The organism is Pseudomonas sp. SJZ079, from assembly GCF_007993865.1.
In the GTDB taxonomy this organism is placed as follows: Bacteria; Pseudomonadota; Gammaproteobacteria; order Pseudomonadales; family Pseudomonadaceae; genus Aquipseudomonas.
In genome coordinates, this window is the sequence record NZ_VIUH01000009.1 from 34,217 (window position 1) to 60,028 (window position 25,812).

Sequence of the window (25,812 nt, forward strand, 5' to 3'; positions counted from 1 at the left end):
ACCGAACGTCAGTTTGGTAAGGAATTGAACCATGCGTCATCGTAAAAGTGGCCGTCACCTCAGCCGCACCAGCGCACACCGCAAGGCCATGTTCCAAAACATGGCGGTATCGCTGTTCGAGCACGAGCTGATCAAAACTACTCTGCCGAAAGCCAAAGAACTGCGTCGCGTTGCTGAGCCGCTGATCACTCTGGCTAAAGAAGATAGCGTTGCAAATCGTCGTCTGGCCTTCGACCGTACTCGTTCGAAAGCCATCGTCGGTAAGCTGTTTAACGACCTGGGCAAGCGTTATGCCACCCGTCAGGGCGGTTACCTGCGCATCCTCAAGTGCGGTTTCCGCACTGGCGACAACGCTCCGATGGCTTATGTTGAGCTGGTCGACCGTCCGGTCGGTGGCGCAGTAGAAGCTGCTGAGTAAGTTGTAGGTTGTAGAGAAAACCGGGCCTTGGCCCGGTTTTTTTGTGTTTGGAGTGACAGAAATACACACCGTTGCGTTTGCTGTTGTATGCGCAGCTTGTCTGGGTAAGATTTGTCAGTCTCCGATCCTGCAGGCTCGAAGGCTCTATAAGAACAATTGCCCATCCTGTCTGAGCCTAGTACTCCTAGTGTCATCTCTCCCGTTGTTGTTCTCCTTCCCGCAACGCTGTTTCGTCGCCCGATTTTGCCCCTGGTGCTCGGTGCTGCATGGCCGGTTTCGCCGCGAATTCGCTCAAGCTGATGCAGGGCCAAACCAACGGTTGGCTGTTTTTAGTTGGTGACAGTTTTGGCGAGCTGATCGCGCTATTGGTGCGTAGGATTCTGCTGGTGCCATGCATGTGCACGAACTGCCGTGCGGAAGCGCTGTACTGGGTGCTTGACCTTGTGCGTTGTGGCGACGAGGATGCGTGGCTGTTTGGTTGTCTGCCCAAGGATTTGCCTGATGAAAGGTCACGCGGAAGTTGTCGACTGTTTAAAGCGCCTGCTCAAAGGCGAGCTGGCCGCACGCGATCAGTACTTTGTGCACTCGCGCCTCTACGAGGACTGGGGCTTCGGCAAGCTTTACCTGCGAATCAACCACGAGATGGAGGAGGAGACTCAGCACGCCGATGCCTTGCTCAAGCGCATCCTGTTTCTCGAGGGGCTGCCGGATATGACGCCAAACCCGTTCAGCTTTGGTCAGACGGTGCCTGACATGCTCAAGCTTGACCTCGCCCTGGAGTACGAGGTGCGCGCGGCGTTGTGCAAGGGGATTGAGTTGTGCGAGCGCCACCAGGACTACCCGAGCCGCGATATTCTTCTGGTGCAGTTGAAGGATACCGAAGAGGATCATGCCTACTGGCTAGAGACTCAGTTGCAGCTGATCGATACGCTAGGCCTGGAAAACTACCTGCAAGCGCAGATGTAGATCGTTGCGCGCGCACAAGAAAGCCCCGGTAACGGGGCTTTCTTGTGCATGTGGACTGTCCCTCAGTCAGTTACGCGCGATCCCTCTCCAGCAACGGTTTAAGGAAGTGTCCGGTATAGGATTGCGGCATCTCGGCGACTTCTTCCGGCGTGCCGCAGGCGATGATTTGGCCGCCTTTGGAGCCGCCTTCCGGGCCTAGATCTATCATCCAGTCGGCGGTCTTGATCACGTCCAGGTTGTGCTCGATCACCACCACCGTGTTGCCGTGGTCGCGCAGGCGATGCAGCACGTCGAGCAGTTGTTGGATGTCGGCGAAGTGCAGGCCGGTAGTCGGCTCATCTAGGATGTACAGGGTCTTGCCGGTATCGCGCTTGGACAGCTCACGCGACAGCTTGACCCGTTGCGCTTCACCGCCGGACAGGGTGGTCGCGCTCTGTCCCAGCTTGATGTAGGACAGGCCCACGTCCATCAGGGTCTGCAGTTTACGCGCCAGGGCCGGCACGGCATCGAAGAAGCTGCGCGCTTCCTCGATGGTCATGTCGAGCACCTCGGTGATGTTCTTACCCTTGTACTTCACTTCCAGGGTTTCACGGTTGTAGCGCTTGCTCTTGCATACGTCGCAGGGCACATAGATGTCCGGCAGAAAGTGCATCTCCACCTTGATCAGGCCATCGCCCTGGCAGGCCTCGCAGCGTCCGCCTTTGACGTTGAAGGAAAAGCGGCCCGGGCCATAACCGCGTGAGCGCGATTCCGGTACGCCGGCAAACAGTTCGCGGATCGGCGTGAACAGGCCGGTGTAGGTCGCCGGGTTGGAGCGCGGGGTACGACCGATCGGGCTCTGGTCGATATCCACCACCTTGTCCAGGTGCTGCAGGCCGTCGCAGCTGTCGTGCGGCGAAGCTTCCAGGGTGGTGGCACCATTCAGGGCAGTGGCGCTGAGCGGGTACAGGGTGTTGTTGATCAGGGTTGACTTGCCGGAGCCCGAGACCCCGGTGACGCAGGTCAGCAGGCCAATCGGGACTTCTAGATTGACGTTGCGCAGGTTGTTGCCGCGTGCGCCTTTGATCTTCAGCGAGAGCTTGTGGTCACGCGGCGTGCGCTGGCTTGGTACTTCAATCTTGACCCGACCGGAGAGGTACTTGCCGGTCAGCGAATCCGGGTGTGCCATCACCTCGGCCGCCGTGCCCTGGGCGACAATCTGGCCGCCATGCACGCCGGCACCGGGGCCGATGTCGACCACGTAGTCGGCCATGCGAATGGCGTCCTCGTCGTGTTCCACCACGATCACCGTGTTACCGATATCGCGCAGGTGGCGCAGGGTGCCGAGCAGGCGCTCGTTGTCGCGCTGGTGCAGGCCGATGGACGGTTCGTCGAGGATGTACATCACCCCGACCAGGCCGGCGCCGATCTGGCTGGCCAGGCGAATGCGCTGGGCTTCGCCGCCGGACAGGGTGTCGGCGCTGCGGTCCAGGGTCAGATAATCCAGGCCGACATTGACCAGGAACTGCAGGCGCTCGCGGATTTCCTTGAGAATCTTCTCGGCGATCTCGCCGCGCCGTCCGGTCAAGGCGAGGCCGCCGAAATATTCGGCGGCCTCGCCGATCGGTAGACCGGTCACGGCTGGCAGCGTGCGCTCACCGACCCACACATGCCGCGCCTCGCGACGCAGGCGGGTGCCACGGCAATCCGGGCAGTGCTGGGTGCTGAGGAGCTTGGACAGCTCCTCGCGCACACTGGTCGACTCGGTCTCGCGGTAGCGGCGCTCCAGGTTGGGCACTATGCCCTCGAAGGGGTGGGCGCGCTTGACGATGTCGCCACGGTCGTTGAGGTAGCGGAAGTCGACGCTATGGCTTCCGCTGCCGAACAGGATGGTCTTCTGGTGCTCGGCGGCCAGGTCGTCGAAGGGGATCTCCAGGTTGAAGCCGTAATGCGCAGCCAACGAGCCGAGCATCTGGAAGTAGTAGACGTTACGTCGATCCCAGCCGCGAATCGCCCCTTCGGCCAGGGTCATCTCGCCGTTGACCAGGCGTTTGGTGTCGAAGAACTGCTTCACGCCCAAGCCGTCGCAGGTGGGGCAGGCGCCAGCCGGGTTGTTGAAGGAGAACAGCTTGGGTTCCAGCTCGCTGATGGCGTGGCCGCAATGCGGGCAGGCGAAGCGCGCGGAGAAGATGATTTCCTCGCCCGCGACACCCGGTTCGTCATCCAGTGGCGCGACCAAAGCGATGCCGTCGGCCAGATTGAGTGCAGTCTCGAAGGATTCCGCCAGGCGTTGCTGCAGGTCCTCGCGGACCTTGAAACGGTCGACCACCACGTCGATCGAGTGTTTCTTCTGCTTGTCCAGCTTGGGCAGTTCATCCAGCTCGTAGAGCTTGCCGTTGACCCTTGCGCGGACGAAGCCCTGGGCGCGTAGTTCCTCGAATACCGAGAGGTGCTCGCCCTTGCGCTCACGGATCACCGGCGCCAACAGCATCAGCTTGCGGCCTTCCGGTAAGGCCATGACCAGGTCGACCATCTGGCTGACAGTCTGTGCTTCCAGCGGAACATCGTGATCCGGGCAGCGCGGAATACCCACGCGGGCATAGAGCAGGCGCAGGTAGTCGTAGATCTCGGTGATGGTGCCGACGGTGGAGCGCGGGTTGTGCGAGGTGGATTTCTGCTCGATGGAGATGGCTGGCGACAGGCCCTCGATGGTGTCGACGTCGGGCTTTTCCATCATCGACAGAAATTGCCGGGCGTAGGCCGATAGCGATTCGACGTAGCGGCGCTGGCCCTCGGCGTACAGGGTGTCGAAGGCCAGCGATGACTTGCCGGAGCCCGATAGGCCGGTGATCACGATCAACTTGTCGCGCGGCAGGGTCAGGTCGATGTTTTTCAGGTTATGGGTGCGTGCCCCACGAATCAGAATCTTGTCCACAAACAGCGGCCTCGCATGGCGGGCGGAAACCCGCGAGTATACGGCCCAGGGGTGTTGCGCGGCAAAGCGTCACGGCTGTGCCGCGCCGGGCGAGGCTGTTAGAATCGCCGCCTATTTCCACAGGGCATTATCCATGCACGATCCGCACAGCGAGCGCATGAGTGGCAGCGAAACCCGTGCAGCCAGTGGGCTGGCGCTGGTATTCGCGTTCCGCATGCTCGGCATGTTTATGGTGCTGCCGGTGTTGGCCACCTATGGCATGGACCTGGCAGGCGCCACGCCAGCGCTTATTGGTCTGGCGATCGGCGCCTACGGCCTGACTCAGGCCGTGCTGCAGATACCTTTCGGCGTACTATCCGACCGCATCGGCCGTTTGCCGGTGATCTATGTCGGGCTGTTGATCTTTGCCGCCGGTGCCGCGTTGGCGGCCAACGCGGACTCGATCTGGGGGGTCATCGCCGGACGTGTGCTGCAGGGCGCCGGGGCTATTTCCGCCGCGGTGATGGCCCTGCTCTCCGACCTCACCCGTGAACAGCATCGGACCAAGGCCATGGCGATGATCGGCATGAGCATCGGCCTGTCCTTCGCCGTGGCCATGGTGGTGGGGCCGCTACTGACCCGTGCCTACGGCCTGTCCGGGTTGTTCTGGGTCACCGCGGGCATGGCCCTGCTGGGTATTTTTATCGTGCTGCTGATGGTGCCGCGCGCGTCGAGGACGTTGCGCCACCGTGAGTCGGGCGTGGCCAAACAGGCATTGCTGCCGACCTTGAGACATGCCGATCTGCTGCGTCTGGATCTGGGCATCTTTGTCCTGCACGCCATCCTCATGGCCAGCTTTATAGCCTTGCCGCTGGCCTTGGTAGCGCAAGGCGGTCTGCCCAAGGAGGAGCACTGGTGGGTCTATCTGACCGCCTTGCTGGTGGGCTTCTTCGGCATGCTGCCGTTCATCATCTATGGCGAGAAGAAGCGCCGGATGAAGCGCGTGTTGCTCGGCGCGGTGGCCGTGCTGCTGGCCTGCGAACTGTATTTCTGGGCCTTCGGCACCAGCCTGCGTGCATTGGTGCTGGGCACCGTGGTGTTCTTCACTGCGTTCAACCTGCTGGAGGCCTCGTTGCCCTCGTTGATCAGCAAGGTCGCACCGGCGGGCGGCAAAGGCACGGCGATGGGCGTGTACTCCACCAGCCAGTTCCTCGGCGCGGCGCTGGGCGGCATTCTGGGGGGCTGGCTGTACCAGCATTACAGCTTGTCGGGGGTGTTCCTCGGTTGTGCCGCCTTGGCGCTTCTTTGGCTGGGCTTTGCTGTTACTATGCGTGAACCGCCTTATGTGACCAGCCTGCGCCTGCCGCTTTCAGCCGCGGCATTGCAAGATGTGGGGTTGGCCGAGCGTTTGCTGGCAGCGCCTGGAGTGGCGGATGCCGTGGTGGTGGTCGACGAGGCCGCCATCTATATCAAAGTGGATACCCAACAATTGGATCGCATGTCCCTTGAGCGCCTGATCGAGCCGGCGCCGGTGACGTGCTGAAAGCCTAGGAGAACGTTATGGCCCGTGGGGTTAACAAAGTCATTCTGGTCGGTACCTGCGGTCAGGACCCGGAAACCCGCTACCTGCCTAGCGGTAACGCAGTCACCAATCTGAGCCTGGCCACCAGCGAGCAGTGGACCGACAAGCAGACCGGGCAGAAAGTCGAGAAAACCGAGTGGCACCGTGTGTCGCTGTTCGGCAAGGTCGCCGAAATCGCCGGCGAGTACCTGCGCAAGGGTTCGCAGGTGTACATCGAGGGCAAGCTGCAGACCCGCGAGTGGGAAAAGGACGGCATCAAGCGCTACACCACGGAAATCGTCGTCGACATGCAGGGCACCATGCAGCTGCTCGGCGGCCGCCCAGACAATGCCGGCGGTGATTCGCGCCAGCAGCGTCCTGCCCAACAGCGTCCGCAGCAAGCGCCGCAACAGCAGGCCCCACGTGAAGCGCGTCCGGCCCCGCAACAGGCCGCTCAGCCTGCACCCGATTTCGACAGTTTCGATGACGATATTCCGTTCTAGGGTATACCTTAGACCAAGCTAGTAACGTTTCAGATCAGAACCCCTGTGGCTCACTCGGCCACAGGGGTTTTTCTTTGCGCGGCGATTGTCCCGTAGGGCTCGCCCCTCATGCCGACCCGTTCGCGTTGCGCGAGGGGTTGTTAGACGTTCAGCGCGGCAGCTGCACGGTGCGCGCCGCTGCTTGCTGGCGCAGCCAGTCGACCAGTTCGGTTAGCTGCGTCGAGGGTTGTGGGCGTTCGGGGTAAATCAGGAAATAGGCGTCGCCGGTACGGACTTTCAACTCGAAGGGTGTGGCCAGGCGCCCGGCGGTCAAGTCCTCGCCAATCAGCGACCAGTCGCCGATGGCCACGCCCAGGCCCTGCGAGGCGACCGACATGGCCAGGTCGAGGGTATCGAAGTGCTGGCCCTTGCCGATGCTGGCGACCTTGGTGTCGGCGGCCTTCAGCCAGGCTTCCCAGTCGCGTTGGTCGCGGGTGGGGTGCAGCAGGGTGTGGCGTTCCAGGTCGGCCGGGTGCTTGAGTGGCAGCGGGCCCGTCAGCAATTGCTGGGAGCAGACCGGGGTCAGCAACTCATCGAACAGGTGGTGCGCCACCACTGTCTGGCCGGGTTGGGCGCCGAAGACCACGGCGGCGTCGAATTCCTCACTGCGAAAATCGACCGAGTGCTGCACCGTGGTGGTCAGTTCCACCGGCACGTCCGGCCGCTCGACTTGCCAGTGCATCAGGCGTGGCAGCAGCCAGCGCATCACGCAGGTGGGTGCCTTCAGTCGCAGCGCCTCGCGGCGCGCACCGACCCGCTCGACCGCCTCGTCGATCAGGCCGAAGGCCTGCTGGATCTGCGGGAACAGTTCGCGACCCTGGGCGGTCAGGCTCAGCCCGCGGGCCTGGCGCTGAAACAGTGGGTAGCCCAGGTGGCTTTCCAGTCCGGCGATCTGCCGACTCACCGCGCCCTGGGTGATGTGCAGCAGTTCGGCCGCGCGGGTGAAGTTGCAGCATTGCGCGGTGATCACGAAGGTATGCAGCGCGGGCAAGGGCGGGAGACGTTTCATCGGTGCTCAGCTATGCGGTGAGGACATGTCTAGTATGACAAATTTTGCGTTGTCAGGTCGCCTTGGCAGCGGTCAAATTAGGTCTCGTCTGCGCACTTTCTCGCGCCCGCGGTCAATTCAATGCCCTCTGGTTTTTTGGGGCGGCCGGCGGGCGACTAGTGCAGAACCCAAAGTAGCTAGAACAGGACAAAGAAGATGGCGACATGTGGCGAAGTATTGGTGCAATTACTCGAAGGCTACGGCGTTGAGCGGGTATTCGGTATTCCCGGCGTGCATACCGTCGAGCTCTATCGCGGCCTGGCCCGTTCGCCTATCGAACATGTCACGCCGCGCCACGAGCAGGGCGCTGGGTTCATGGCCGATGGCTATGCGCGTACCAGCGGCAAGCCGGGGGTGTGTTTCATCATCACCGGTCCTGGCATGACCAATATCGCCACGGCCATGGCCCAGGCCTATGCCGATTCGATTCCGATGCTGGTGATCTCCAGTGTGCAGGCGCGCAGTCAGCTCGGCGGTGGGCGTGGCAAGCTGCACGAGCTGCCGTCGCAGAGCAATCTGGTCGCCGGCTTCTCCGCCTTCTCCCATACTCTGCTGTCGGCCACCGAGCTGCCGGCGGTGCTGGCGCGTGCCTTCGCGGTGTTTCAGGCGGCGCGTCCGCGCCCGGTGCATATCGAGATTCCGCTGGACGTACTGGTCGAGGAGGCCGATCAGCTGCGGGCCAGTCAGCCAATCAGCTTGGCCAGGCCCGGCGCCAGCCCGGCCGCCGTCGCGCAGATGGCCAGCCGCCTGGCTGCCGCCAAGCGGCCACTGATTCTCGCCGGTGGCGGCGCCATCGACGCGGCGCCGGCGCTGACCCGCCTGGCCGAGCAGTTGCAAGCCCCGGTGGCCCTGACCATCAATGCCAAGGGCCTGTTGCCTTCGGCCCATCCGCTGTTGATCGGCTCGACCCAGTCGACCCTGGCCACCCGCGAGCTGGTGGCCGAGGCGGATGTGGTGCTGGCGGTCGGTACCGAGCTGGGTGAAACCGACTATGACGTGACTTTCGCCGGTGGCTTCGAGATTCCCGGGGCGCTGTTGCGCATCGACATCGACCCGGATCAGGCGGTGCGCAATTACCCGCCCGCCATGGCACTGGTCGCCGACTCCGCGCTGGCGCTGGAGGCCTTGCATGCGGCGCTGGCCGAGCAGGGATTGGCCGCGCGTCGTGACGACTGGGGCAGCGCCCGCGCCGCGCGACTGCGTGCAGACCTCGAGGCGTCCTGGGATCTCCCTATGCGGGGGCAGACGAGCTTTCTGCAGACGGTGCTGGAGGAGCTGCCGGACGCCGTATTGGTCGGCGATTCGACTCAGCCGGTATACAGCGGCAACCTGACCCTGAACCTGGAACAGCCACGCCGTTGGTTCAATTCCTCGACCGGCTACGGCACTCTCGGCTATGCCTTGCCGGCGGCCATCGGTGCCTTGCTCGGCGACAGCCGCGAGGGCAAGGCGCGGCGTCCGGTGGTGTGCCTGATCGGCGACGGCGGATTGCAGTTCACCCTGGCCGAGCTGGCCAGCGCGGTGGAGGCGCGTGCGCCGATCATCGTGCTGCTGTGGAATAACCAGGGTTACGAGGAGATCAAGAAGTACATGGTCAACCGCGACATCGAGCCGGTGGGTGTGGACATCTTCACCCCGGACTTTGTCGCCGCGGCCACGGCCTTGGGCTGCGCGGCGGGGCGGGCGAATGACGCCGAGGCGTTGCGCGCGGCCTTGCGCCAGGCGCGCGAAGCCCAGGTGCCGACGTTGATCGAGATCGATCAGCAGGCCTGGATGAGTGGGGTGGCCGCATGTTGAACAGCCGTCCGACGCACAACGGCGCGCTGGCCGGCCTGTATATCGATGGGCAATGGTTGAGCGGTGACGACAGCTTGCGGGTGATCAACCCTGCCACCGAAGAGCAGTTGGTGAATGTGGCTGGCGGCGCCGCCGCGGCGGTGGAGCAGGCGGTGCGCGCGGCGAACGCGGCGTTTCCGCTCTGGGGGCGCAGCAGCGGGGCCGAGCGGGGCGCCTGTCTGCGCCGGATCGCCGCCGGGGTCGACGCGCGCCGCGAGCGTCTGATCCAGCTGCAGGCCCGCAACAACGGCAAGCCGCTGACGGAAGCGGCGATCGATGTCGACGATGTGATCGCCACCTTCACCTATTACGCCGAACTGGCGGAGGCGCTGGATGCTCAGCAGGACACCGCGGTGGCGCTGCCGAGCACGGACTTCGCCGCCCGTCTGCGTCGTGAGCCCTGTGGCGTGGTGGGGCTGATCGTGCCGTGGAATTTCCCCATGGTGACCACCGCCTGGAAACTGGCCCCCGCTTTGGCGGCGGGTTGCACCGTGGTGTTGAAGCCCTCGGAGGTCACCCCGCTGGCGGAACTGGAGCTGGCCGACATCATCGCCGAGAGCGGCCTGCCGGCCGGGGTGTTCAACCTGGTCTGCGGCACCGGCCTGGCGGTCGGGGCGCCACTGGCGGCGCATCCGGGGGTGGCCAAGTTGTCGTTCACCGGCAGCAATGCGGTGGGCGTACAGGTCATGCAGCGCGCGGCCGAGACCGTCAAGGGCGTGAGCCTGGAGCTGGGCGGCAAGTCCTCGCTGCTGGTGTTCGCCGATGCCGATCTGGATCTGGCGGTCGAGCTGGCCTGTGGCGGCGGCTTCTTCAATGCCGGGCAGATGTGTTCGGCCACCAGTCGGGTGCTGGTCGCCGATGAGCTGCTCGATGAATTTCTCGCGCGCCTGCAGACGCGGGCCGAGGCGATCCGCGTCGGTGACCCACTGGAGTCGGATGTGGAAATGGGCGCCCTGGTCAATCAGGCCCAGTACCAGCGGGTCTGCCGGCATATCGCCGACGGCCTGGATGTCGGCGCGCGCTTGCTGACCGGCGGCGAGCGGCCGGCGGGCCTGTCGCGTGGCTACTTCCTGCGGCCCACGGTATTTACCGAGGTGCCGTTGGACAGTGCCCTGTGGCGCGAGGAGATCTTCGGGCCGGTGCTCTGTGTGCGCAGTTTCAGCAGTGAGGAAGAGGCCATCGAGCTGGCCAACGACAGCGAGTTCGGCCTGGTGGCCAGCGTGGTCAGCGGCGACGCCAGTCGCGCCGAACGGGTCGCCAATGCCCTGCAAGCGGGCCTGGTGTGGATCAATGCGCCGCAGGTGATCTTCCCGCAGGCGGCCTGGGGCGGCTTCAAGCAGAGCAGCATCGGGCGTGAGTTGGGGCCCTGGGGGCTGCAGGCATTCCAGGAAATCAAACACGTTATTCGCGCCCTTTAATCGGGCGTTTGTGGCGCACGCATGCCTGCTTGTAAGGCATGCGTTTCACGCATGGCTTCGATGACTATTTATCGATTGTTGGCCTGTCGAGTGCGCCGCAGGATGGCTTGACCGGCTCAGGCCGCGCCGGCGCGAATTGAGCCGTCAGGCCAGGTTGAACGGTTTATTGCGGGGAGCCCGGCGCCGGGCCGCAAGCTCCCGATGAAAGATAAAAACAAGAGGAAATAGCGATGAGCGAACACGATTTCAGCAGAAGAAAATTCATCAAGACGGTGGGCGCCGCGTCGGTGGCTGCCGCGGCCTTGTCCTTTCCCTTCATCAAGGCCAGCGCCAGCGATATGAAGTTCCAGGGCAAGACCCTGCGTCTGCTCACCTGGTCGGACGACACCGGCCTGGCCGCGCTGCGCAATATCGCCGCGACCTTCGAGGCCAAGACCGGCGCCAAGGTGATCGCCGACCGCACCGGCAGCACCTCGGAGATGGTCGCCAAGCTCAAGGCCGCTGGCGATCGCCCACAATACGACATCATCACCCTGGCCGGCGTCGGCGCCGAGGGCCTGGCCAGCGCCGGGCTGTTGGAAAAGCCCGACCTCAACCGCATCCCCAATCTGCGCGACGTGCCGGCGCAGTACCAGACCGGCGCCGGCGGCCATGGCATCGGCTATCTGCTGTGGTGCAACAGCCTGATCTACAGCACCCGCACCGTGAAAGAGGCGCCGGACAGCTACGCCGCCCTGTGGGACAAGGACATGGCGCCGAACATTTTCCTGCCGCCACCGAACTGGACCGAGGCCATGGACCTGATCATCATCGCCGCCAAGCTGGCCGGCGGTGACGAGCACAATGTCGAGCCGGGTTTCAAAATGCTCGAGAAGCTCAAGGATCGGGTGATTACCCTGGGCGAGAACCCCAACCAGATCGCCGAACTGTTCCGCACCGGTTCGCTGGACATGGGCGGCCTCTATGCGCCGGCCTTCTTCCCCAAGCAGATCCGCGATCCGGCCTACGGCCTGGGTGCCACCTTCGGCATGAAAGAAGGTTTCTACACCGACCTGATGCTCTCGGTCATGCCCAAGCACCGTCCCGGCGATACCGACCTGGCCTATGCCTTCATCGACCACTCGCTCGACCCGCTGGTGCAGGGCAAGATGGCCGAAGACATCTTCAACGGCCCGGTCAACGCCAAGGCGATCATCTCCGCCGAGGCGCGCAAGAGCCCGTACATCCTCACGCCCGAGCAGATCTCGGAGAAGGCGATCATGCACGACAACGCCTTCCTGGCCACCGTGCACGACCAGTGGATTCGCCGCTACACGGAAATCTTCTCCTCCTGATGTAGCTACGGTACCTGCCGTGAACGGCACCGCGCAGCTGGCCCCGAGCCTCTGCGCGGTGCGCGGCAACCTTCTGTACTGATGAGATCACCGAAATGGCACATTCAACTCTGACCCGTCCGGTCGGCGTGGCGCCCCTGCGCCCGGCCAAGACGATTTCCCCCACCGCGCGAGCCTGGCTGTTCCTGACGCCGTCGATGCTGTTCCTCGGCGTGCTGATTGCCGCCAGCCTGCTGGTGTTGCGCATGAGCGTCGGCACCAAGGGCGCGGAATGGAGCGGTTTCAGCCTGGCCAGCTACGCCCAGTTGCTCGAACCCTATTACCTCAAGTCGCTGCTGCTGACCTTGCGTCTGGCCCTGGTCAGTGCACTGATCGCGGTGCTGCTGGCGATTCCGGTGGGCTACTGCATGTCGCGCCTGCAGTCGCCGCTGTTGCGTCGGGTGTTCCTCGCCGCGGTGCTGCTACCCTTGCTGGTCAACCTGCTGCTGCAAAGCTACGGCTGGCTGGTGATCCTCGGCCCGGGGGGGATGCTCAACCAGGCGCTGCTCGGCCTGGGCCTGATCGACCGCCCGGTGATGCTGCTGTACAACCAGACCGGCGTGCTGATGGGCCTGGTGCAGACCGCCTTCCCGTTGGCGGTGCTGCCGATCGCCAGCGCCATGCGCGGCGTTGCACGCAGCTATGAGGAGGCCGCCGCGACCCTGGGCGCCAGTCGCCTGCAGGTGTTCCGTCAGGTGGTGTTGCCGATGAGCCTGCCGGGCATCATCACCGGCGCCACCCTGGTGTTCGCCTACAACGCCAGCAGCTTCGTGGTGCCCTTGCTCCTCGGTGGCCGCCGGGTGCCGATGCTCGCGGTGATGGTGCATGACCAGATCGCCCCGCTGATGAACTGGCCCGCCGCGTCGGCCGCCGGGGTGGTGCTGATCGTCACCACGCTGGCGATCATGACCTTCTCCGAATTCGTCACCGGCCGTCGTCGGCGCATCCTGGAGGCTTCGCAATGAGCAGTCTACTCAAGGGCGGCTTGCGCCGCGCCGCCCCCTTGCCGGGCGAAACCGGACGTTTCGCCATGTTCCTGTCCGGGGCCATCCTGTTGCTGGCGGTGCTGCCGATCCTGACCATGATCGTGATGTCGTTCAGCGGCGCCTCGAACCTCGACTTTCCGCCGGCCAGCTACAGCCTGCAGTGGTACAAGGCCGCCTGGCACACCTTCGTCTCGCCGGACTCGAGCGACGTGCTGAGTCTCGGCCAGGCGCTCACCACCAGCCTGCTGGTGTCCACCCTGAGCATGCTGTTCGCCACCCTGATCGCGGTGCCGGCGGCCTATGCGCTGGTGCGCTGCGAGTTCCGCGGCAAGGCGGCGGCGATGCAGCTGATGTCGCTGCCGCTGGTGTTCCCCATGGTGGTGCTGGGCCTGGCCCTGCTGCTGGTGTTCGACAGCTTGCCGTTTCAGCTGAACACCTCGCGGCTGGTGATCGCCCACGTGATCCTCGCCCTGCCGTTCGTGGTGAAGAACTGCACCGCGGCCATGCTGTCGATCGGCAGTGAGGTCGAGGAGGCCGCGCAGATGCTCGGCGCCTCGCCGTTGCGCGCGATCGTCGATGTGGTGGTGCCGCTGATGCGCTCGGGGATTCTGGCCGGGATGCTGCTGGCGTTCATCATCTCCTTCAACGAATTCACCGTGACCTATTTCCTCTACAACATCGACGTGATGACCGTGCCGATCTGGATGTACAGCCGCACCGTGTCGTCCCTCGACCCGACGGTTTTCTCCTTCGCCGTGCTGATCGTGCTGATCGACTTCGCCCTGATCTGGGCGCTGGAGAAGCTGGTCGGCGAAGGTGGCGTGTCCTTTTAATTCAGCCGGGCAGGCCCTGGGCTTGCCGGCAACAGCTTATTTGAGGTGCCGCATGAGCGGATTAGTTCTAGAAAACGTCGAAAAACACTACGGCTCGGCCTGCGCCGTGACGGACGTCAACCTGCACCTGCCGGAGGGCAAGTTGGTGTGCTTTCTCGGCCCCTCGGGCTGCGGCAAGACCACCCTGCTGCGCATGATCGCCGGGCTGGAAACCCTCAGCGACGGCGAAATCCGCCTGGACGGCGAAGACATCGGCCACACCCCGGCGCATCAGCGCAACTTCGGCATGGTGTTCCAGTCGCTGGCGCTGTTCCCGCACATGACCGTCGGCGAGAACATCGCCTATCCGCTGCGCCTGCGCGGCGTGAGCAAGGCCGATCAACAGGCGCGGGTGATTGAATTGCTGCAACTGATCCAGTTGCAGGAGATGGTCGACCGTCCGGTGGCCAAGCTGTCTGGCGGCCAACGCCAGCGCGTGGCGATTGCCCGGGCGATTGCCTCGCACCCCAAGCTGCTGCTGCTGGACGAACCCTTGTCGGCGCTGGATGCCAAGTTGCGCGAATCCATGCAGATCGAGATCCGCCAGCTGCAGCAGCGTCTGAACATCACCACCATCCTGGTCACCCATGACCAGCGCGAAGCCATGACCATGGCCGATATCGTGGTGGTGCTCGGCGAGCACCGGGTGCAGCAGGTCGGCACGCCAATCGAGATCTACCGCAACCCGTCCAACGCCTTCGTCGCCGACTTCATCGGCAGCGGCAACATCTTCCCGGCGACCGCGCTGGGCGGCGGCCGCGTGGGCCTGCCGGGCGGTGCGGCGCTGCAGGTGCCGATCTGCGAGAGCATTCAAGCCGGCGCCAGCATCAAGATGCTGGTGCGCCCGGAAGACCTGCAGTTGTCGCTGCCCCAAGCCACTGCCGGCAACTGCCTGCCGGGCACCGTGACCTTCGTGCGCGACAGCGGCGCGACCATCGAAACCACCATCGACTGTTCCGGGGTATCGCTGACCGCCCTGAGTACCCCTTGCCAGAGCATTGGCCTGAGCATCGGCAACCCGGTGTCGGTGACCATCCCGGCCGAAGCCTGTCGCGTACTGACCGCCTGAATCGGCGCGGGTTTGCCGCTGACTGCCGGCAAACTCGCGCGTTGCTGCAGCGCTGCTGAGGAGGATGGATGAACCTGGCTCTGGAAAATCGTAGTGCACTGGTCTGTGGCGGTAGCGCCGGGCTTGGTTTCGGCGTGGCCCAGGCCCTGGCACAGGAGGGCACGCGGGTCTGTCTGCTGGCACGCGACCCGACCAAGCTGGAGCGCGCGGTCGCGCAGATCCGCCAGGCCGGTGGCGATGCCCAGGCGGTGATGGCCGATCTCAATGACATCGCCAATCTGGATGCGGCGATCCAGCAGGTGCGGGCGCTTATCGGTGATCCCGATATCCTCGTCTGCAATAATGCCGGGCCACCCCCAAGCCCTGCGGCTGAGTGCAACCCGCAGCTCTGGCATGCGCAGCTCGATGCCATGCTGGTGTCGGCCATGACCCTGACCAACGGCCTGTTGCCGGCCATGCGTCGGCGTCGCTTCGGCCGCATCCTGATGATCTCTTCGACCAGCGTGATCGAGCCCATTCTAGGCCTGGTGCTGTCCAGCGCCCTGCGCGCGGCCCTGGCGAACTGGGGCAAGACCCTGGCGACCGAGCTGGGCGCCACCGGCATCACGGTTAACAGCTTGCTGCCGGGCATGTTCTATACCGAGCGCACGCAGAGCCTGCTGCACGGCGCGGCCGAGCGCAGCGGCACCCCGCTCGAGGTGTTGATGGCTCAGGAGCAGGCCGAGATACCGCTCGGCCGTTATGGCACGGCCGAGGAATTCGGTGCGCTCGCGGCGTTCCTCGCCAGTCCGCTGGCCGGCTACCTGACGGGCGCATCGATCGCGGTCGATGGGGGCTTGCTGAGGAGTTGAGGGCAAGCGCCTGGCGCGCGGATGCGGGCCGGTTGGCTTGGTGCTGTGGCTGGTTCGGACTGACGCGTGCACCCGGCGTGGTGCGCGACTAGTGACGGCGCGCGCTTAAACCCGCAAAATGCGACACTTCGGCGCTGCGCCAGCGTCTAACTACGATAATGCCAAGCCGGGAGAGAGGCGGTGGTCGAGTCAGGAGCGGTGAGCAAGGGCGCGAGGCCAGTGCTTCGCGGTATTGCCCCATGAGTGCGCCTGACGCGATTGATCGCAGCGAACAACCATGCATATGCGCTTGATGCTACTGGGCGGCGGCAATGCCCTGGGACAGGCGCTGATCCGCCTCGGTGCCGAGGAGGACATCGGCTTCCTGGCGCCACGCCCGCCAGAAAGTGGCTGGGACGCCGCCAGCCTGACCCATCTACTGGATGAGACCCGCCCCGATGCGCTGGTCAATCTGGCCTATTACTTCGACTGGTTCCAGGCAGACGAGGTCTGCGAGACGCGTCTGACCCTGCAGGAGCGGGCCGTCGAGCGCTTGGCCGAGCTGTGCAAACACCACGAGATCCGTTTGCTGCAGCCGTCCAGCTACCGGGTATTCGATGGTTCGCGGGTCACCGCCTATAGCGAAAAGGAAGAACCGCAGCCCTTGGGCATCCAGGGCCAGGCCTTGTGGCGACTCGAGCAAAGCGTACGCGCGACCTGCCCGCGGCATGTACTGCTGCGCTTCGGTTGGTTGCTGGATGAGAGTCCCGAGGGGCGCCTCGGGCGCTTCCTGGCTCGCGCCGAGCGTGATGAGACCGTGCTGCTCGCCGATGATCGGCGCGGCAATCCGACCCCGGTCGATGACGCGGCGCGGGTGATCCTCGCAGTACTCAAACAGCTCGACTGCCAGTCGCCGTTATGGGGCACCTACCACTACGGCGGGCATGAGGCGACCACCTCGCTGGGCCTGGGTCAGGCGCTGCTGAGCGAGGCGCGTAACTTCCGCAGCAGCCTGGTCGAGGAGGTCGCCGCGCAAGCGCATGCCGCGCGTCCGGATGCCGGCAATGAGCCGCAGCATGCGGTGCTGGCCTGCAAAAAAATCCTCCACACCTTCGGCATCAAACCGCGCGCCTGGCGCGCCGGGCTGCCGAGCTTACTGGACCGCTACTACCGTCATGTCTGAGCCGCTATCCCCTGTTCTGGTCACCGGCGGCGCCGGCTTCATCGGTTCGCATCTGGTCGACGCGCTGCTGGCGCAGGGCCATGCGGTGCGGGTGCTGGATAACCTGTCGATGGGCAGGCGCGGCAACCTGCCGCTGGAGCATCCGCGCCTGCAACTGATCGAGGGCGATGTGGCCGATGCCGCCCTGGTGTTGGAGGCGGTGGCCGGCTGCAGCGCTGTGGTGCACCTGGCCGCCGTGGCCTCGGTACAGGCCTCGGTGCACGACCCGGTGAGCACCCATCAGAGCAACTTCGTCGGCACCCTGAACGTCTGCGAGGCGATGCGTCAGCATGGTGTCAGGCGCGTGCTGTTCGCCTCCAGTGCGGCGGTCTACGGCAACAACGGCGAAGGCCAGGCGATCGACGAAGAAATCGCCAAGGCGCCGCTGACCCCTTATGCGGTGGACAAACTGGCCAGCGAGCAGTATCTGGACTTCTATCGCCGCCAGCATGGCCTGGAACCGGCGATTTTTCGCTTCTTCAATATCTTCGGGCCGCGTCAGGACCCCTCTTCGCCTTACTCCGGGGTGATCAGCATCTTCACCGCGCGCGCGCAGCAAGGGCTGCCGATCAGCGTGTTTGGCGATGGCGAGCAGACCCGCGATTTCCTCTACATCGCCGATCTGGTCGACCTGCTGCTACAAGCCCTGACCGCGCCGCAGGCGGTAGTCGGTGCGGTGAACGTCGGCTGGAATCAGAGCATCAGCCTGAATCGGCTGCTGGCCGAAATCGGCAGCCTGTTCGGCGGATTGCCGGCGGTCAGCTACCTGCCGCCACGCCCCGGCGACATCCGCCATTCGCGGGCGAACAACCAGCGTCTGCTGGAACACTATCGGTTGCCGCCGCCGACCTCGATCCGCGTCGGCCTGCAGCAGCTGCTGGGGCTGAGCTGAGCCGCGGCCATTGCTGCGCATAAAAAACCGGCGCACTCGCCGGTTTTTTTCTGACCGCTGCTGGCGCCTAGAATGTGTAGCCGAGGCCGACCATGTAGACCCAGGGATCGACTTCCACCTCGACCTTGACCTTCTGCCCGCCGAAGGAGGTGCTGCCGCTGGTGTCGATGTCGATATAGCGCACCTGGCCGTTGAGCATCAGCTTGTCGCCGAGCAGGTAGTCCATGCCCAGCTGGGCGGCGAGGCCCCAGGAGTCTTGCATGTCCAGGCCGCTGAAGCCCTTGTTTTGCGCCTCGCTGGTGAGCTTGTCGTCGAAGAACCAGGTGTAGTTGATGCCCGCGCCCGCATAAGGCTGGAAGGCCGAGCCGCTGTCCATCGGGTAGTACAGCAGGCTCAAGGTTGGCGGCAACTGCTTGAGCTCGCCGAGCTGGCCGTTGAGGCCGGCAAACGCGCCTGGCATGCCTTTCACGCCTACGTCGTGGCTGAACGGGGTCGCGGCCAGCAATTCGATGCCGACGTGGTTGGTCAGCATGTAGGCGAAGTTCAAGCCCAGCTGGGTGTCACTGTTCAGCGAGGCTTTAGTGCCGGCCACGTCGCTGTTCAGCGCGCCAACCCAGATAGCGCTGCTTTGTTCCTGGGGGGCGACGGTGATGGCGCCGGCACGCAGGATGATGTCGCCGGCCTGGTGGGCCTGGGCGAAGGGGGTGGTCAGTGCCATGGCCAGCAGGGAAGCGGAGAGCAGGGGTGTGCGCATTGTGGCTCCAGTCGAGTCGTCGGTAAGGTGGGTTGATGACAATGTTAGGGAGCTAAGCGAATCCGCTTTTGACATGGCGCAATAAAACCCTTCATTGGGCTGTGGCTTTTTACCCGTTGCCTTCGCTCAAGGGCATAGATGATAATGCTTCTCTTTTTTAAGTAAGCTCGTCGGTCGAGGACTCTTCCTGCATGAACCCTTACCCCCTCCGTGCGTTGGCCGCTGCCCTGACGTTGCTCAGCGCGCCGCTGCTGGCCGCGCCATTGGACGCCGCGCTGGATGAAAGCCAGCGCCTGGCCGCCGAAGCCAAGGCCTCGCAGGCGCGCATCGAGCAGCTCGATGACAGCAGCCGCGAGATGCTCAATGAGTACCGCGATGCGCTGCAGCACGCTGAGGCCTTGCAAGGCTATAACGCCCAACTGCGCGAGCTGGTCGCCGCCCAACGCAAGGAGCTGGCCGGTTACCAGGCGCAACTGGACGGCATCGAACGCACCCAGGAGGCGGTCACCCCGCAGATGCGCCGCATGGTCGAAGTGCTCGGTGAGTTCATTGCCGCCGACCTGCCGTTCCTGCCCGATGAGCGCAGCGATCGCCTGGCGCAACTGCAGGATATGCTGCCGCGCGCCGATGTCAGCCTGGCGGAAAAGTACCGACGAATCCTCGAGGCCTATCAGGTCGAGAGTGACTACGGCCGCACCCTGGAAACCTGGCGCGGTGAGCTGCCGGGTGACGGTGGTTCGCGTAGCGTCGAGTTTCTGCGCCTGGGCCGGGTGATGCTGTATTTCCAGACCCTCGACGGCCACCAAAGCGGCTGGTGGGACCCGCAAAGTCGCAAGTGGCAGGCGTTGGACAGCAGCGCGCGGCGCCCGCTGCAGCAGGCCATTGCCATCGCCCGCCAGGAGCAGGCACCGGTGCTGCTCGATCTGCCGGTGAAAACCCTGGCCCAGGAGGCCAAGCCATGAGCCGTCGTTTTCTCGCGATAGCCGCCTTGAGTCTGCTACCGATTATCGTCCAGGCCGCTGAAACGCTCAGCCCCGATCAACTGCTGCAGCGTATCCGTGGCGAGCGTGCCGCCGAAGTTGCCGCCATGCATTCGCGCGAGCAGGCCTTTATCACTGAACGGGGCGAGCGCGCGCAGCGGCTGGCCAGTGCCAAGGCCGCCCTGCAGGTACAGAAAGCCGAAGCCGAGCGTTTGCAGGCTGAGTTCGACCGCCAGGAGGCCGAATTGGCCGAGCAGGAAAAGCGCCTGGCCCAGCGTGTCGGGCATCTCGGCGAGCTGTTCGGCGTAGTCCGCCAGAGCGCCGGCGATGTCGCCGGGCAGTGGCAGGACAGCCTGCTCAACGCGCAGTACCCCGCGCGCCTGCAACGCCTCAAGGCCCTGGCGGAAAGCCGCACCTTGCCCTCGGCGGAAGACCTCGACGGTTACTGGATGCTGCTGCTCGAAGACCTCGCCGCCAGTGGCCGGGTCGCGCGCGTGGCGCTGCCGGTGGTGGCCGCCGATGGCCGCCGCGAGGTGCAGTCGGTGTTGCGCGTCGGTGCATTTTCCGCCTTCAGCGCCGACGCCTTCCTGCGTTACGACGCCGATGCCGGTGAGTTGCTGGCGCCGCCGCGCCAGCCGTCCGGGCTGGGTCAGGTCGAGGACTACCTGGAGAGTGCCGAGGCGCTCGCCAGTCTGCCCATCGACCCGAGTCGCGGCACCTGGTTAGCCCAGTTGCAACGCCAGCCGAGTCTGTGGGATCGCGTGCAGCAAGGCGGGCTGGTCGGCTGGCTGATCGTCGCCATGGGCCTGTTCGGTCTGTTGCTGGCGCTCTGGCGCATGGTCTATCTGCTCCGCGTGGGGCAAGGGGTGAGGGCGCAAATCCACGCGCTGAGTGAGCCGCGCGACGATAATCCGCTGGGCCGGGTGATCGGCGTGCTGGGGCCGAAGCCGCAGCTGTCCGACCTGGAGACCCTGGAGTTGAAGCTCGACGAGGCCATCCTCCAGGAAACCCCGCCGCTGGAGAAAGGCCAGAGCCTGCTCAAGCTGCTCTGCGCGGTGGCGCCGCTGCTCGGCTTGCTCGGCACCGTGACCGGCATGATCGTCACCTTCCAGGCCATCACCCAGGGCGGGGGCGGCGACTCGCGCTTGATGGCCGATGGCATCTCCCAGGCCCTGGTCACCACCGTACTGGGTCTGGTGGTGGCGATCCCGCTGCTGTTCCTGCACAGCCTGCTGGCCAGCCGCAGCAAGGGGTTGATCCAGCTGCTGGAACAGCAAAGCGCCGGCTTGATCGCCCTGCACCTGTCCGGGGCGCCGCGTCGTGACTGATTGGCTCGGCTTCTGGCTACGGCTGCTCGACAGCGGCTATGCGCTGCTCGACTTCATGGGCGCCGGTGGCGTGGTGATGTGGGCGTTGGCGGGGCTCTGCGTGCTGTTCTGGACCCTGGTGTTCGAGCGCTTCTGGTACATGCGCCGGGTCTTTCCCGAATGGGTCGGCGAGCGCCGTCAGGCCTGGCAGCAGCTGCTGCAAGAGGATGACGGCAGCTGGCAGCGCGCGGTGCGCAGCGCCTGGCTGGCCCAGGCCCGTCAGCACCTGATGGGCCCGCTGCGCCTGAGCAAGACCTTGGTGGCTATGTACCCGCTGCTGGGCTTGCTCGGCACCGTCAGCGGCATGGTCGCGGTGTTCGATGTGCTGGCGCTCAATGGCACCGGCAACCCGCGCGGTATGGCCGCTGGCGTCTGGCAGGCGACCCTGCCGACCATGGCCGGCATGGTTCTGGCGATCAGCGGATTATTCAGCCTGGCGCGCCTCGAGCGCGACGCCCGTCAGGCCCTCGAGCGGCTGGCCGACCAGCTGCGTCACGACTGAGACTGCAAAACATGAGAATGCGCCGTCACCACCAGCAAGACGAAGACACCGGTATCGATCTGACGCCGATGCTCGACGTGGTCTTTATCATGCTGATCTTCTTTATCGTCACCAGCTCCTTTATCAAGGAGTCCGGGGTCGAAGTGCAGCGCCCCCAGGCGCAAACCGCCAGCCCGCAAGACGAGGGCAACATCCTCATCGCCATCACCGCCGACGGCCAGGTGTGGATGGACAAGAAAGTCGTCGACGTACGCAGCGTGCGCGCCCATGTCGAACGCATGCGTGTCGATCAGCCGGAAGGCGCCGTGGTGGTGCAGGCCGATCAGGATGCGCGCACCGGCCTGGTGGTGCAGGTGATGGATCAGGCGCGTCTGGCCGGGGCGCAGGACGTTGCCCTGGCGGCCACCTCGGGAGCGCTTTGATGCGCCTGTCGTTGGCTTTTACCGCTGCCTGCCTGATGGCCGTGGCGCTGTTCGCGCTGATGCTCTACATGGTCGCACCACCGCGCAGCCAGCCGGCGGATGAGCCAGTGACGGTGGCCAACTTTGTGCGCCTGAATGGCGAGTCGAGCAACACCGCGACCCGTACCCGCCAGCAGGCGCCGCAGCCTCCGCAGCCTCCGCAGCCGCAAACGGCGCAAGCGCCGACGCCGCCCACCCCGCAGGCGGTCGCGCCGAGTGCCACGCTGCCGGCACTGGATCTGCAACTGCCGAGCCTGAGCAGTGGCATCAGCGTCAGCAGCGCGCCGACACCCAGCCTGAGTGGTTTGACTGCTGGCGCTGCGCCATCGAGTGCGCCGAGCCCGGCTGAGTCCGGCGGGCAAAGTGGTGGCCCGGAGAGTGAAGTGATGCCGCTCAATGATGTCAGCCCGGAATATCCACGCCACGCCCTGCAGCGCGGCATCGAGGGCCACGTCAAACTGGCCTTCACCATCAACCGCGCCGGCGCGGTGGAGAATATTCGCGTGCTCGAGGCCAGTCCGCACAACGTCTTCGAGCGTGAGGCGCGGCGTGCCGCGGTGCGCTGGCGCTTCGCCCCGCGCACCGAGAGCGGTCTGGCGGTGGCCCGCGAAGCGGTGAAAACCCTGTACTTCCGTCTTGAGGGAGGTCGCTGAGATGCAGCGTCTGTTGCTGTTATGGATGCTCTGCACGGCTGGCGCGGTCCAGGCCGCCGGGCAAAGCGTCGAACCCGGCGTGTTCCGCGCCCTGAATAGCGCGCAGAGTGCCCAGCAGCAGGGCGACTACGCCGCTGCCAGGCGCGCCCTGGATGCCGCCAAGGCCAAACCGGGCAGTCTGGAACAGGCCCTGCTGTGGCGCAGCCGGGGTTACCTGGCCTGGGCCGAAGGGCAGAACGCCAAGGCCATCGAACTGCTCGACAAGGCGCTCAGCAGCGGCAAGCTGGACGCCGAGTTGTTGGCCAATGAACGGCTGAACCTGGTCAGGCTCAACCTGCTCGAACGCCGCTATGCCCAGGTTGTCGCCTTGCTGACGCCGTATCAGGCCCAGGCGGATGAAGAGCAGCTGCAAATGCTGGTGCAGGCTTATCAGGGTCTGGGCCAGCCAGCCAAGGCGCTGCCCTTGGCCGAGCGTTATGTGCAGGCCAATCCGCAGGCCGCCGACAGCTGGTTGCAGTTTCTCGTGGCGGTGAATGCCGATCTCAAGCGCTACCCGGCAGCCGAGCGTTGGCAGCGCCAATTGCTCGCGCGTCAGCCCAATAGTGCCCAGCACTGGCGGCAGCTGGCAGCCTTGCAGCAACTGAGCGGGCACCACGACAGGGCCCTGGCCACTCTGCGCGCCGCGCACAGCAAGGGCCTGCGTTTCAGCGAAGGCGAGCTGGACAACCTGGTGTTGCTGGCCGGTGCGGCGGAGCAACCCTGGCAGGGTGCCAAGCTGCTGGCGGGCATGCTCGAGCAGGGCTTGCTGGCGCGCAGCGTGGCCCGCGAGGAACGCCTCGGCCTGCTCTGGTGGCAGGCGCGCGAGCGCGCTGCGGCAGCGCGTCTGTTTCGCCAGCTGGCCGCGCGTTCCGGTAGCGCCACGCACTGGCTGAACCTGGCCCAGCTGGAGCTGGAGCAAGCCCGCTGGCAGGCGGGGCTGGATGCACTGGTCAAAGCCGAACGCGCCGGCGCCGCGCGCCGCACCGTGCGGGCCTGGCGCGACTGGGCGCGCAGCGAGCTGAGTTTCGAGCGGGAAAAGCGCGTGGCCAGTGCCGGCTGACAACAAGTGACTCATACGAAAAAGCCAGACTCAAGGGTCTTAATGCTGTTCACTTAAGCGGAGCGGCCTTCCGATTCACTGGGTAGCGGGTCTTCGAAATCTTCACCGTCCTTGGTCTTGATGGCCTTGGACGGTGATCCAGAAACAGCCCGCCGATTCCTGCCCTCAACTCCGACAATCGTCTTCCTGTTGCTGAAATTGGGTTGGCCGCCGCCATTACGATCAATTGCACGGCGATGTATTGGGCCACTGGCTTGAAGCGGATATCGCACGGAGAGCGGCCAAAGGCGACGGCTGCCTGGCTGGCTTCACGGCGGATGATGTTGTAGGCCAGCAACAATCCCCAGACTTCTTGGTAGACCAGTTCCTTTACCTTGCTACGCAGGGTCATTGCATTCTGTTGCAGAGAGCTCTTGATATCCCGGAAGCCCAGTTCGATCTCCCAGCGTTCCTGATACAGCTTGGCGATGGTTTTGGCGCTGTAAGTATCCACTGGCAGCGAGGTGAGTACTGTTTTGATCTTGCCCTTTACGTCGTAGCTGACTTCGCGCACGTCCCAGTGCGTTGGCAGGCTGGGGTTGCGCTTTCTGGCCTGAGGCGACACCTTCATGCGCAGCAAGCGATCCCCCTTGCCGTAGCGAGCGACTTCCTCGCTGACCAAGCCTTTGCGGGTTGGAATCAACCAGTGCCGGTTTTCCCCTGCTGCGGCCAGGCTCAGCAGTAAATCGGCACTCCAGAAGCCCTTATCGAACAGCGTCACCGAATGGCTGGGAATCTGCTGCAAAAACTCATCGGCCAAGCGCATTTCACTGCGTCGGTAGGGGCTCAGCTGGGCATCCAGAATCAGATGCGAGCGCACGTTCATCAGGGCTACCAGTCGTAGCATGGGAAACGGCGTCTGGCGGTCGGTGGAGGTATTGCCGGAGCCGAAATGTTCTCGGAGTTCAGGGGTGTCTGGGGTGCGCAGGAGTGCACCATCCACGGCCAATACCTGCAGGCCCTGCCAGGTATCGCCCTCATAGCGCTCGCAGCCCCACTGGTTACCCGTCTGGCGGAACAGCCATTCAACCGGATCGGCACCCAGCCGTTTGCGCGCCTCGGTGACACCGCTTCTGGCCAGCAGATCGTGAGATGCCAAGCCTTGGGCACAGATGTTCAGGCGCCGGGCTACCTCATGGACCGGCTCGTCGCGGAACAAGGCCATGCCAAGCACCAGCCAAAGCACCTGATCGCTGGGCAGGCGCCGCCGCCGTATGGTGGCCTGGGCGCAAAGGTCCAGCGCGGATGACACCCACTCGATCGGGATGTTTTGGGTGAAGGTGCTCAGATCGGAGAAGTTAAACAGTTCGCCTAAGTCGAGCAGTTGCTGTTGGAGAGACATAAAAAATCCGATGCCAGAAGTCTGGCATCGGATTCTCGGGGAAGCCCGGCAGAGCCTCAAATGCTTAAGTGAACAGCATTAAGACTCAAGGGTCTGGCTTTTTCGTACCCCGCCGTTGTAGGCGCCAGCTTGCCGGCGATCGGCGGCCGAGGCGTTGTCTGCTAGCTGTCCGGCAACTCGTAGGCGTAGATCTTGTCCGCCTGCATCTGGTAACCGGCCTCGGCCAGTTCGCTGCTGCTCTGCTCGACCCGCAGCGGGCCCTCGACCCAGAACGGCTGGTACAACGCATCGAGCAACACACCCAGCTCGGCTGTGACGTGGACGATCTGGTTCGACGGCGGCGGCGGTACATGGATGCAGGCGCCGAAGTAGGGCACCAGCAAGAACTCGGTCACGCGGCCTTCGTCGGTGACATCCAGCGGCACGATGTAGCCCGGCAGTTTGATCGTCTGGCCATCCAGGGCCTCGACCACCGGTGCGCGGGGTGACTCTTGCGTGGCCGCGGGCGCGGCTTCGGCCGCCAGCGCGTCGGCCAGTTGCGACAGGTCGTGTAGGGGGGCGCTTTGCATTACTTGCACGGGCGCATCGGCGGGGATCAGTTCGGACCAGGTCAGTTCACGTACCTCGCCGGCGCTCACCGAGGTGGCGAGGGCGAGCAACAGGATAGCGAGTAGCGGGCGGGGCATGTG

24 protein-coding genes are annotated in these 25,812 nt (G+C 64.6%); 19 read left to right on the forward strand and 5 right to left on the reverse strand.

Features of this window, described 5'->3' with window-relative positions:
* The first annotated feature begins 31 nt into the window (after positions 1-31).
* Both rplQ and bfr read left to right on the forward strand, forming a co-directional pair.
* Entirely contained in the window at positions 32-418 is a 387-nt protein-coding gene (rplQ, locus tag FBY03_RS10465; protein WP_025167705.1) for a 50S ribosomal protein L17, read from the forward strand.
* Between the two features lie 501 nt (positions 419-919).
* Entirely contained in the window at positions 920-1,384 is a 465-nt protein-coding gene (gene bfr, locus FBY03_RS10470; RefSeq protein ID WP_147172154.1) for a bacterioferritin, read from the forward strand.
* A gap of 70 nt (positions 1,385-1,454) precedes the next feature.
* On the opposite strand, the gene uvrA is transcribed toward bfr, so the two are convergent.
* Positions 1,455-4,298 (reverse strand): excinuclease ABC subunit UvrA, encoded by a 2,844-nt coding sequence (uvrA, locus tag FBY03_RS10475; RefSeq protein WP_147172156.1) that lies wholly within the window; start codon positions 4,296-4,298, stop codon positions 1,455-1,457.
* Positions 4,299-4,431: 133 nt separating this feature from the next.
* Here uvrA and FBY03_RS10480 point away from each other — a divergent pair, with 133 nt between their 5' ends.
* Both FBY03_RS10480 and FBY03_RS10485 read left to right on the forward strand, forming a co-directional pair.
* Positions 4,432-5,820 carry an MFS transporter gene (locus tag FBY03_RS10480; RefSeq protein WP_147172158.1) on the forward strand — a complete coding sequence of 463 codons (1,389 nt, stop codon included), beginning with the start codon at positions 4,432-4,434 and terminating at the stop codon, positions 5,818-5,820.
* Between the two features lie 17 nt (positions 5,821-5,837).
* Entirely contained in the window at positions 5,838-6,341 is a 504-nt protein-coding gene (locus tag FBY03_RS10485; RefSeq protein WP_025167699.1) for a single-stranded DNA-binding protein, read from the forward strand.
* Between the two features lie 148 nt (positions 6,342-6,489).
* Here FBY03_RS10485 and FBY03_RS10490 read toward each other — a convergent pair whose 3' ends face one another.
* Positions 6,490-7,389, reverse strand: coding sequence for a LysR substrate-binding domain-containing protein (locus FBY03_RS10490; protein WP_147172160.1), 900 nt, complete (start codon positions 7,387-7,389; stop codon positions 6,490-6,492).
* A 195-nt stretch (positions 7,390-7,584) separates the two neighbouring features.
* On the opposite strand from FBY03_RS10490, the gene FBY03_RS10495 reads away from it, so the two are divergent.
* The 9 genes from FBY03_RS10495 (at position 7,585) to FBY03_RS10535 (ending at position 17,926) form a co-directional block, all read left to right on the forward strand.
* On the forward strand, positions 7,585-9,225 hold the full coding sequence (locus tag FBY03_RS10495; protein ID WP_147172162.1) for a 5-guanidino-2-oxopentanoate decarboxylase: 1,641 nt from the start codon (positions 7,585-7,587) through the stop codon (positions 9,223-9,225).
* Complete coding sequence (locus tag FBY03_RS10500; protein WP_147172164.1) at positions 9,219-10,682, forward strand: aldehyde dehydrogenase family protein; 1,464 nt, start codon at positions 9,219-9,221, stop codon at positions 10,680-10,682. The genes FBY03_RS10495 and FBY03_RS10500 overlap by 7 nt, the downstream gene beginning before the upstream one ends.
* Positions 10,683-10,912: 230 nt before the next feature.
* Positions 10,913-12,016, forward strand: a complete 1,104-nt coding sequence (locus FBY03_RS10505; protein ID WP_147172166.1) for an extracellular solute-binding protein — start codon at positions 10,913-10,915, stop codon at positions 12,014-12,016.
* Positions 12,017-12,111: 95 nt separating this feature from the next.
* Positions 12,112-13,020 carry an ABC transporter permease gene (locus FBY03_RS10510; protein WP_147172168.1) on the forward strand — a complete coding sequence of 303 codons (909 nt, stop codon included), beginning with the start codon at positions 12,112-12,114 and terminating at the stop codon, positions 13,018-13,020.
* Positions 13,017-13,874: an ABC transporter permease gene (locus FBY03_RS10515; RefSeq protein WP_147172170.1), complete on the forward strand. Its 858-nt coding sequence runs from the start codon at positions 13,017-13,019 to the stop codon at positions 13,872-13,874. Before FBY03_RS10510 ends, FBY03_RS10515 begins: the two co-directional genes overlap by 4 nt.
* Positions 13,875-13,926: 52 nt before the next feature.
* Positions 13,927-14,982, forward strand: coding sequence for an ABC transporter ATP-binding protein (locus FBY03_RS10520; RefSeq protein WP_147172172.1), 1,056 nt, complete (start codon positions 13,927-13,929; stop codon positions 14,980-14,982).
* Between the two features lie 68 nt (positions 14,983-15,050).
* On the forward strand, positions 15,051-15,833 hold the full coding sequence (locus tag FBY03_RS10525; RefSeq protein WP_147172173.1) for an SDR family oxidoreductase: 783 nt from the start codon (positions 15,051-15,053) through the stop codon (positions 15,831-15,833).
* Between the two features lie 277 nt (positions 15,834-16,110).
* Positions 16,111-16,995: a sugar nucleotide-binding protein gene (locus FBY03_RS10530; RefSeq protein WP_178090629.1), complete on the forward strand. Its 885-nt coding sequence runs from the start codon at positions 16,111-16,113 to the stop codon at positions 16,993-16,995.
* Complete coding sequence (locus FBY03_RS10535; RefSeq protein ID WP_147172175.1) at positions 16,988-17,926, forward strand: NAD-dependent epimerase/dehydratase family protein; 939 nt, start codon at positions 16,988-16,990, stop codon at positions 17,924-17,926. Before FBY03_RS10530 ends, FBY03_RS10535 begins: the two co-directional genes overlap by 8 nt.
* A gap of 67 nt (positions 17,927-17,993) precedes the next feature.
* On the opposite strand, the gene FBY03_RS10540 is transcribed toward FBY03_RS10535, so the two are convergent.
* Positions 17,994-18,680, reverse strand: a complete 687-nt coding sequence (locus tag FBY03_RS10540; protein WP_147172177.1) for an OmpW family protein — start codon at positions 18,678-18,680, stop codon at positions 17,994-17,996.
* A gap of 191 nt (positions 18,681-18,871) precedes the next feature.
* On the opposite strand from FBY03_RS10540, the gene FBY03_RS10545 reads away from it, so the two are divergent.
* The 6 genes from FBY03_RS10545 to FBY03_RS10570 are packed head-to-tail and all read left to right on the forward strand — an operon-like array spanning position 18,872 to position 23,742.
* Positions 18,872-19,642: a DUF3450 domain-containing protein gene (locus FBY03_RS10545; RefSeq protein WP_147172179.1), complete on the forward strand. Its 771-nt coding sequence runs from the start codon at positions 18,872-18,874 to the stop codon at positions 19,640-19,642.
* Positions 19,639-20,988, forward strand: a complete 1,350-nt coding sequence (locus FBY03_RS10550) for a MotA/TolQ/ExbB proton channel family protein (RefSeq protein WP_147172181.1) — start codon at positions 19,639-19,641, stop codon at positions 20,986-20,988. Before FBY03_RS10545 ends, FBY03_RS10550 begins: the two co-directional genes overlap by 4 nt.
* Positions 20,981-21,529, forward strand: a complete 549-nt coding sequence (locus FBY03_RS10555) for a MotA/TolQ/ExbB proton channel family protein (protein WP_256677913.1) — start codon at positions 20,981-20,983, stop codon at positions 21,527-21,529. Before FBY03_RS10550 ends, FBY03_RS10555 begins: the two co-directional genes overlap by 8 nt.
* 11 nt (positions 21,530-21,540) lie before the next feature.
* Complete coding sequence (locus FBY03_RS10560; RefSeq protein WP_147172183.1) at positions 21,541-21,951, forward strand: biopolymer transporter ExbD; 411 nt, start codon at positions 21,541-21,543, stop codon at positions 21,949-21,951.
* Positions 21,951-22,643: an energy transducer TonB gene (locus tag FBY03_RS10565; RefSeq protein WP_147172185.1), complete on the forward strand. Its 693-nt coding sequence runs from the start codon at positions 21,951-21,953 to the stop codon at positions 22,641-22,643. Before FBY03_RS10560 ends, FBY03_RS10565 begins: the two co-directional genes overlap by 1 nt.
* Before the next feature lies 1 nt (position 22,644).
* The gene (locus FBY03_RS10570; protein WP_147172187.1) at positions 22,645-23,742 is read left to right on the forward strand and encodes a tetratricopeptide repeat protein; all 1,098 of its coding nucleotides are present in this window, start codon (positions 22,645-22,647) and stop codon (positions 23,740-23,742) included.
* A 49-nt stretch (positions 23,743-23,791) separates the two neighbouring features.
* Here the strand turns inward: FBY03_RS10570 and FBY03_RS10575 are convergent, their stop codons facing one another.
* Both FBY03_RS10575 and FBY03_RS10580 read right to left on the reverse strand, forming a co-directional pair.
* Positions 23,792-25,123: an IS4 family transposase gene (locus tag FBY03_RS10575; protein ID WP_147172189.1), complete on the reverse strand. Its 1,332-nt coding sequence runs from the start codon at positions 25,121-25,123 to the stop codon at positions 23,792-23,794.
* Positions 25,124-25,284: 161 nt separating this feature from the next.
* Positions 25,285-25,809 (reverse strand): DUF3299 domain-containing protein, encoded by a 525-nt coding sequence (locus FBY03_RS10580; protein WP_147172191.1) that lies wholly within the window; start codon positions 25,807-25,809, stop codon positions 25,285-25,287.
* Positions 25,810-25,812 lie beyond the last annotated feature (3 nt).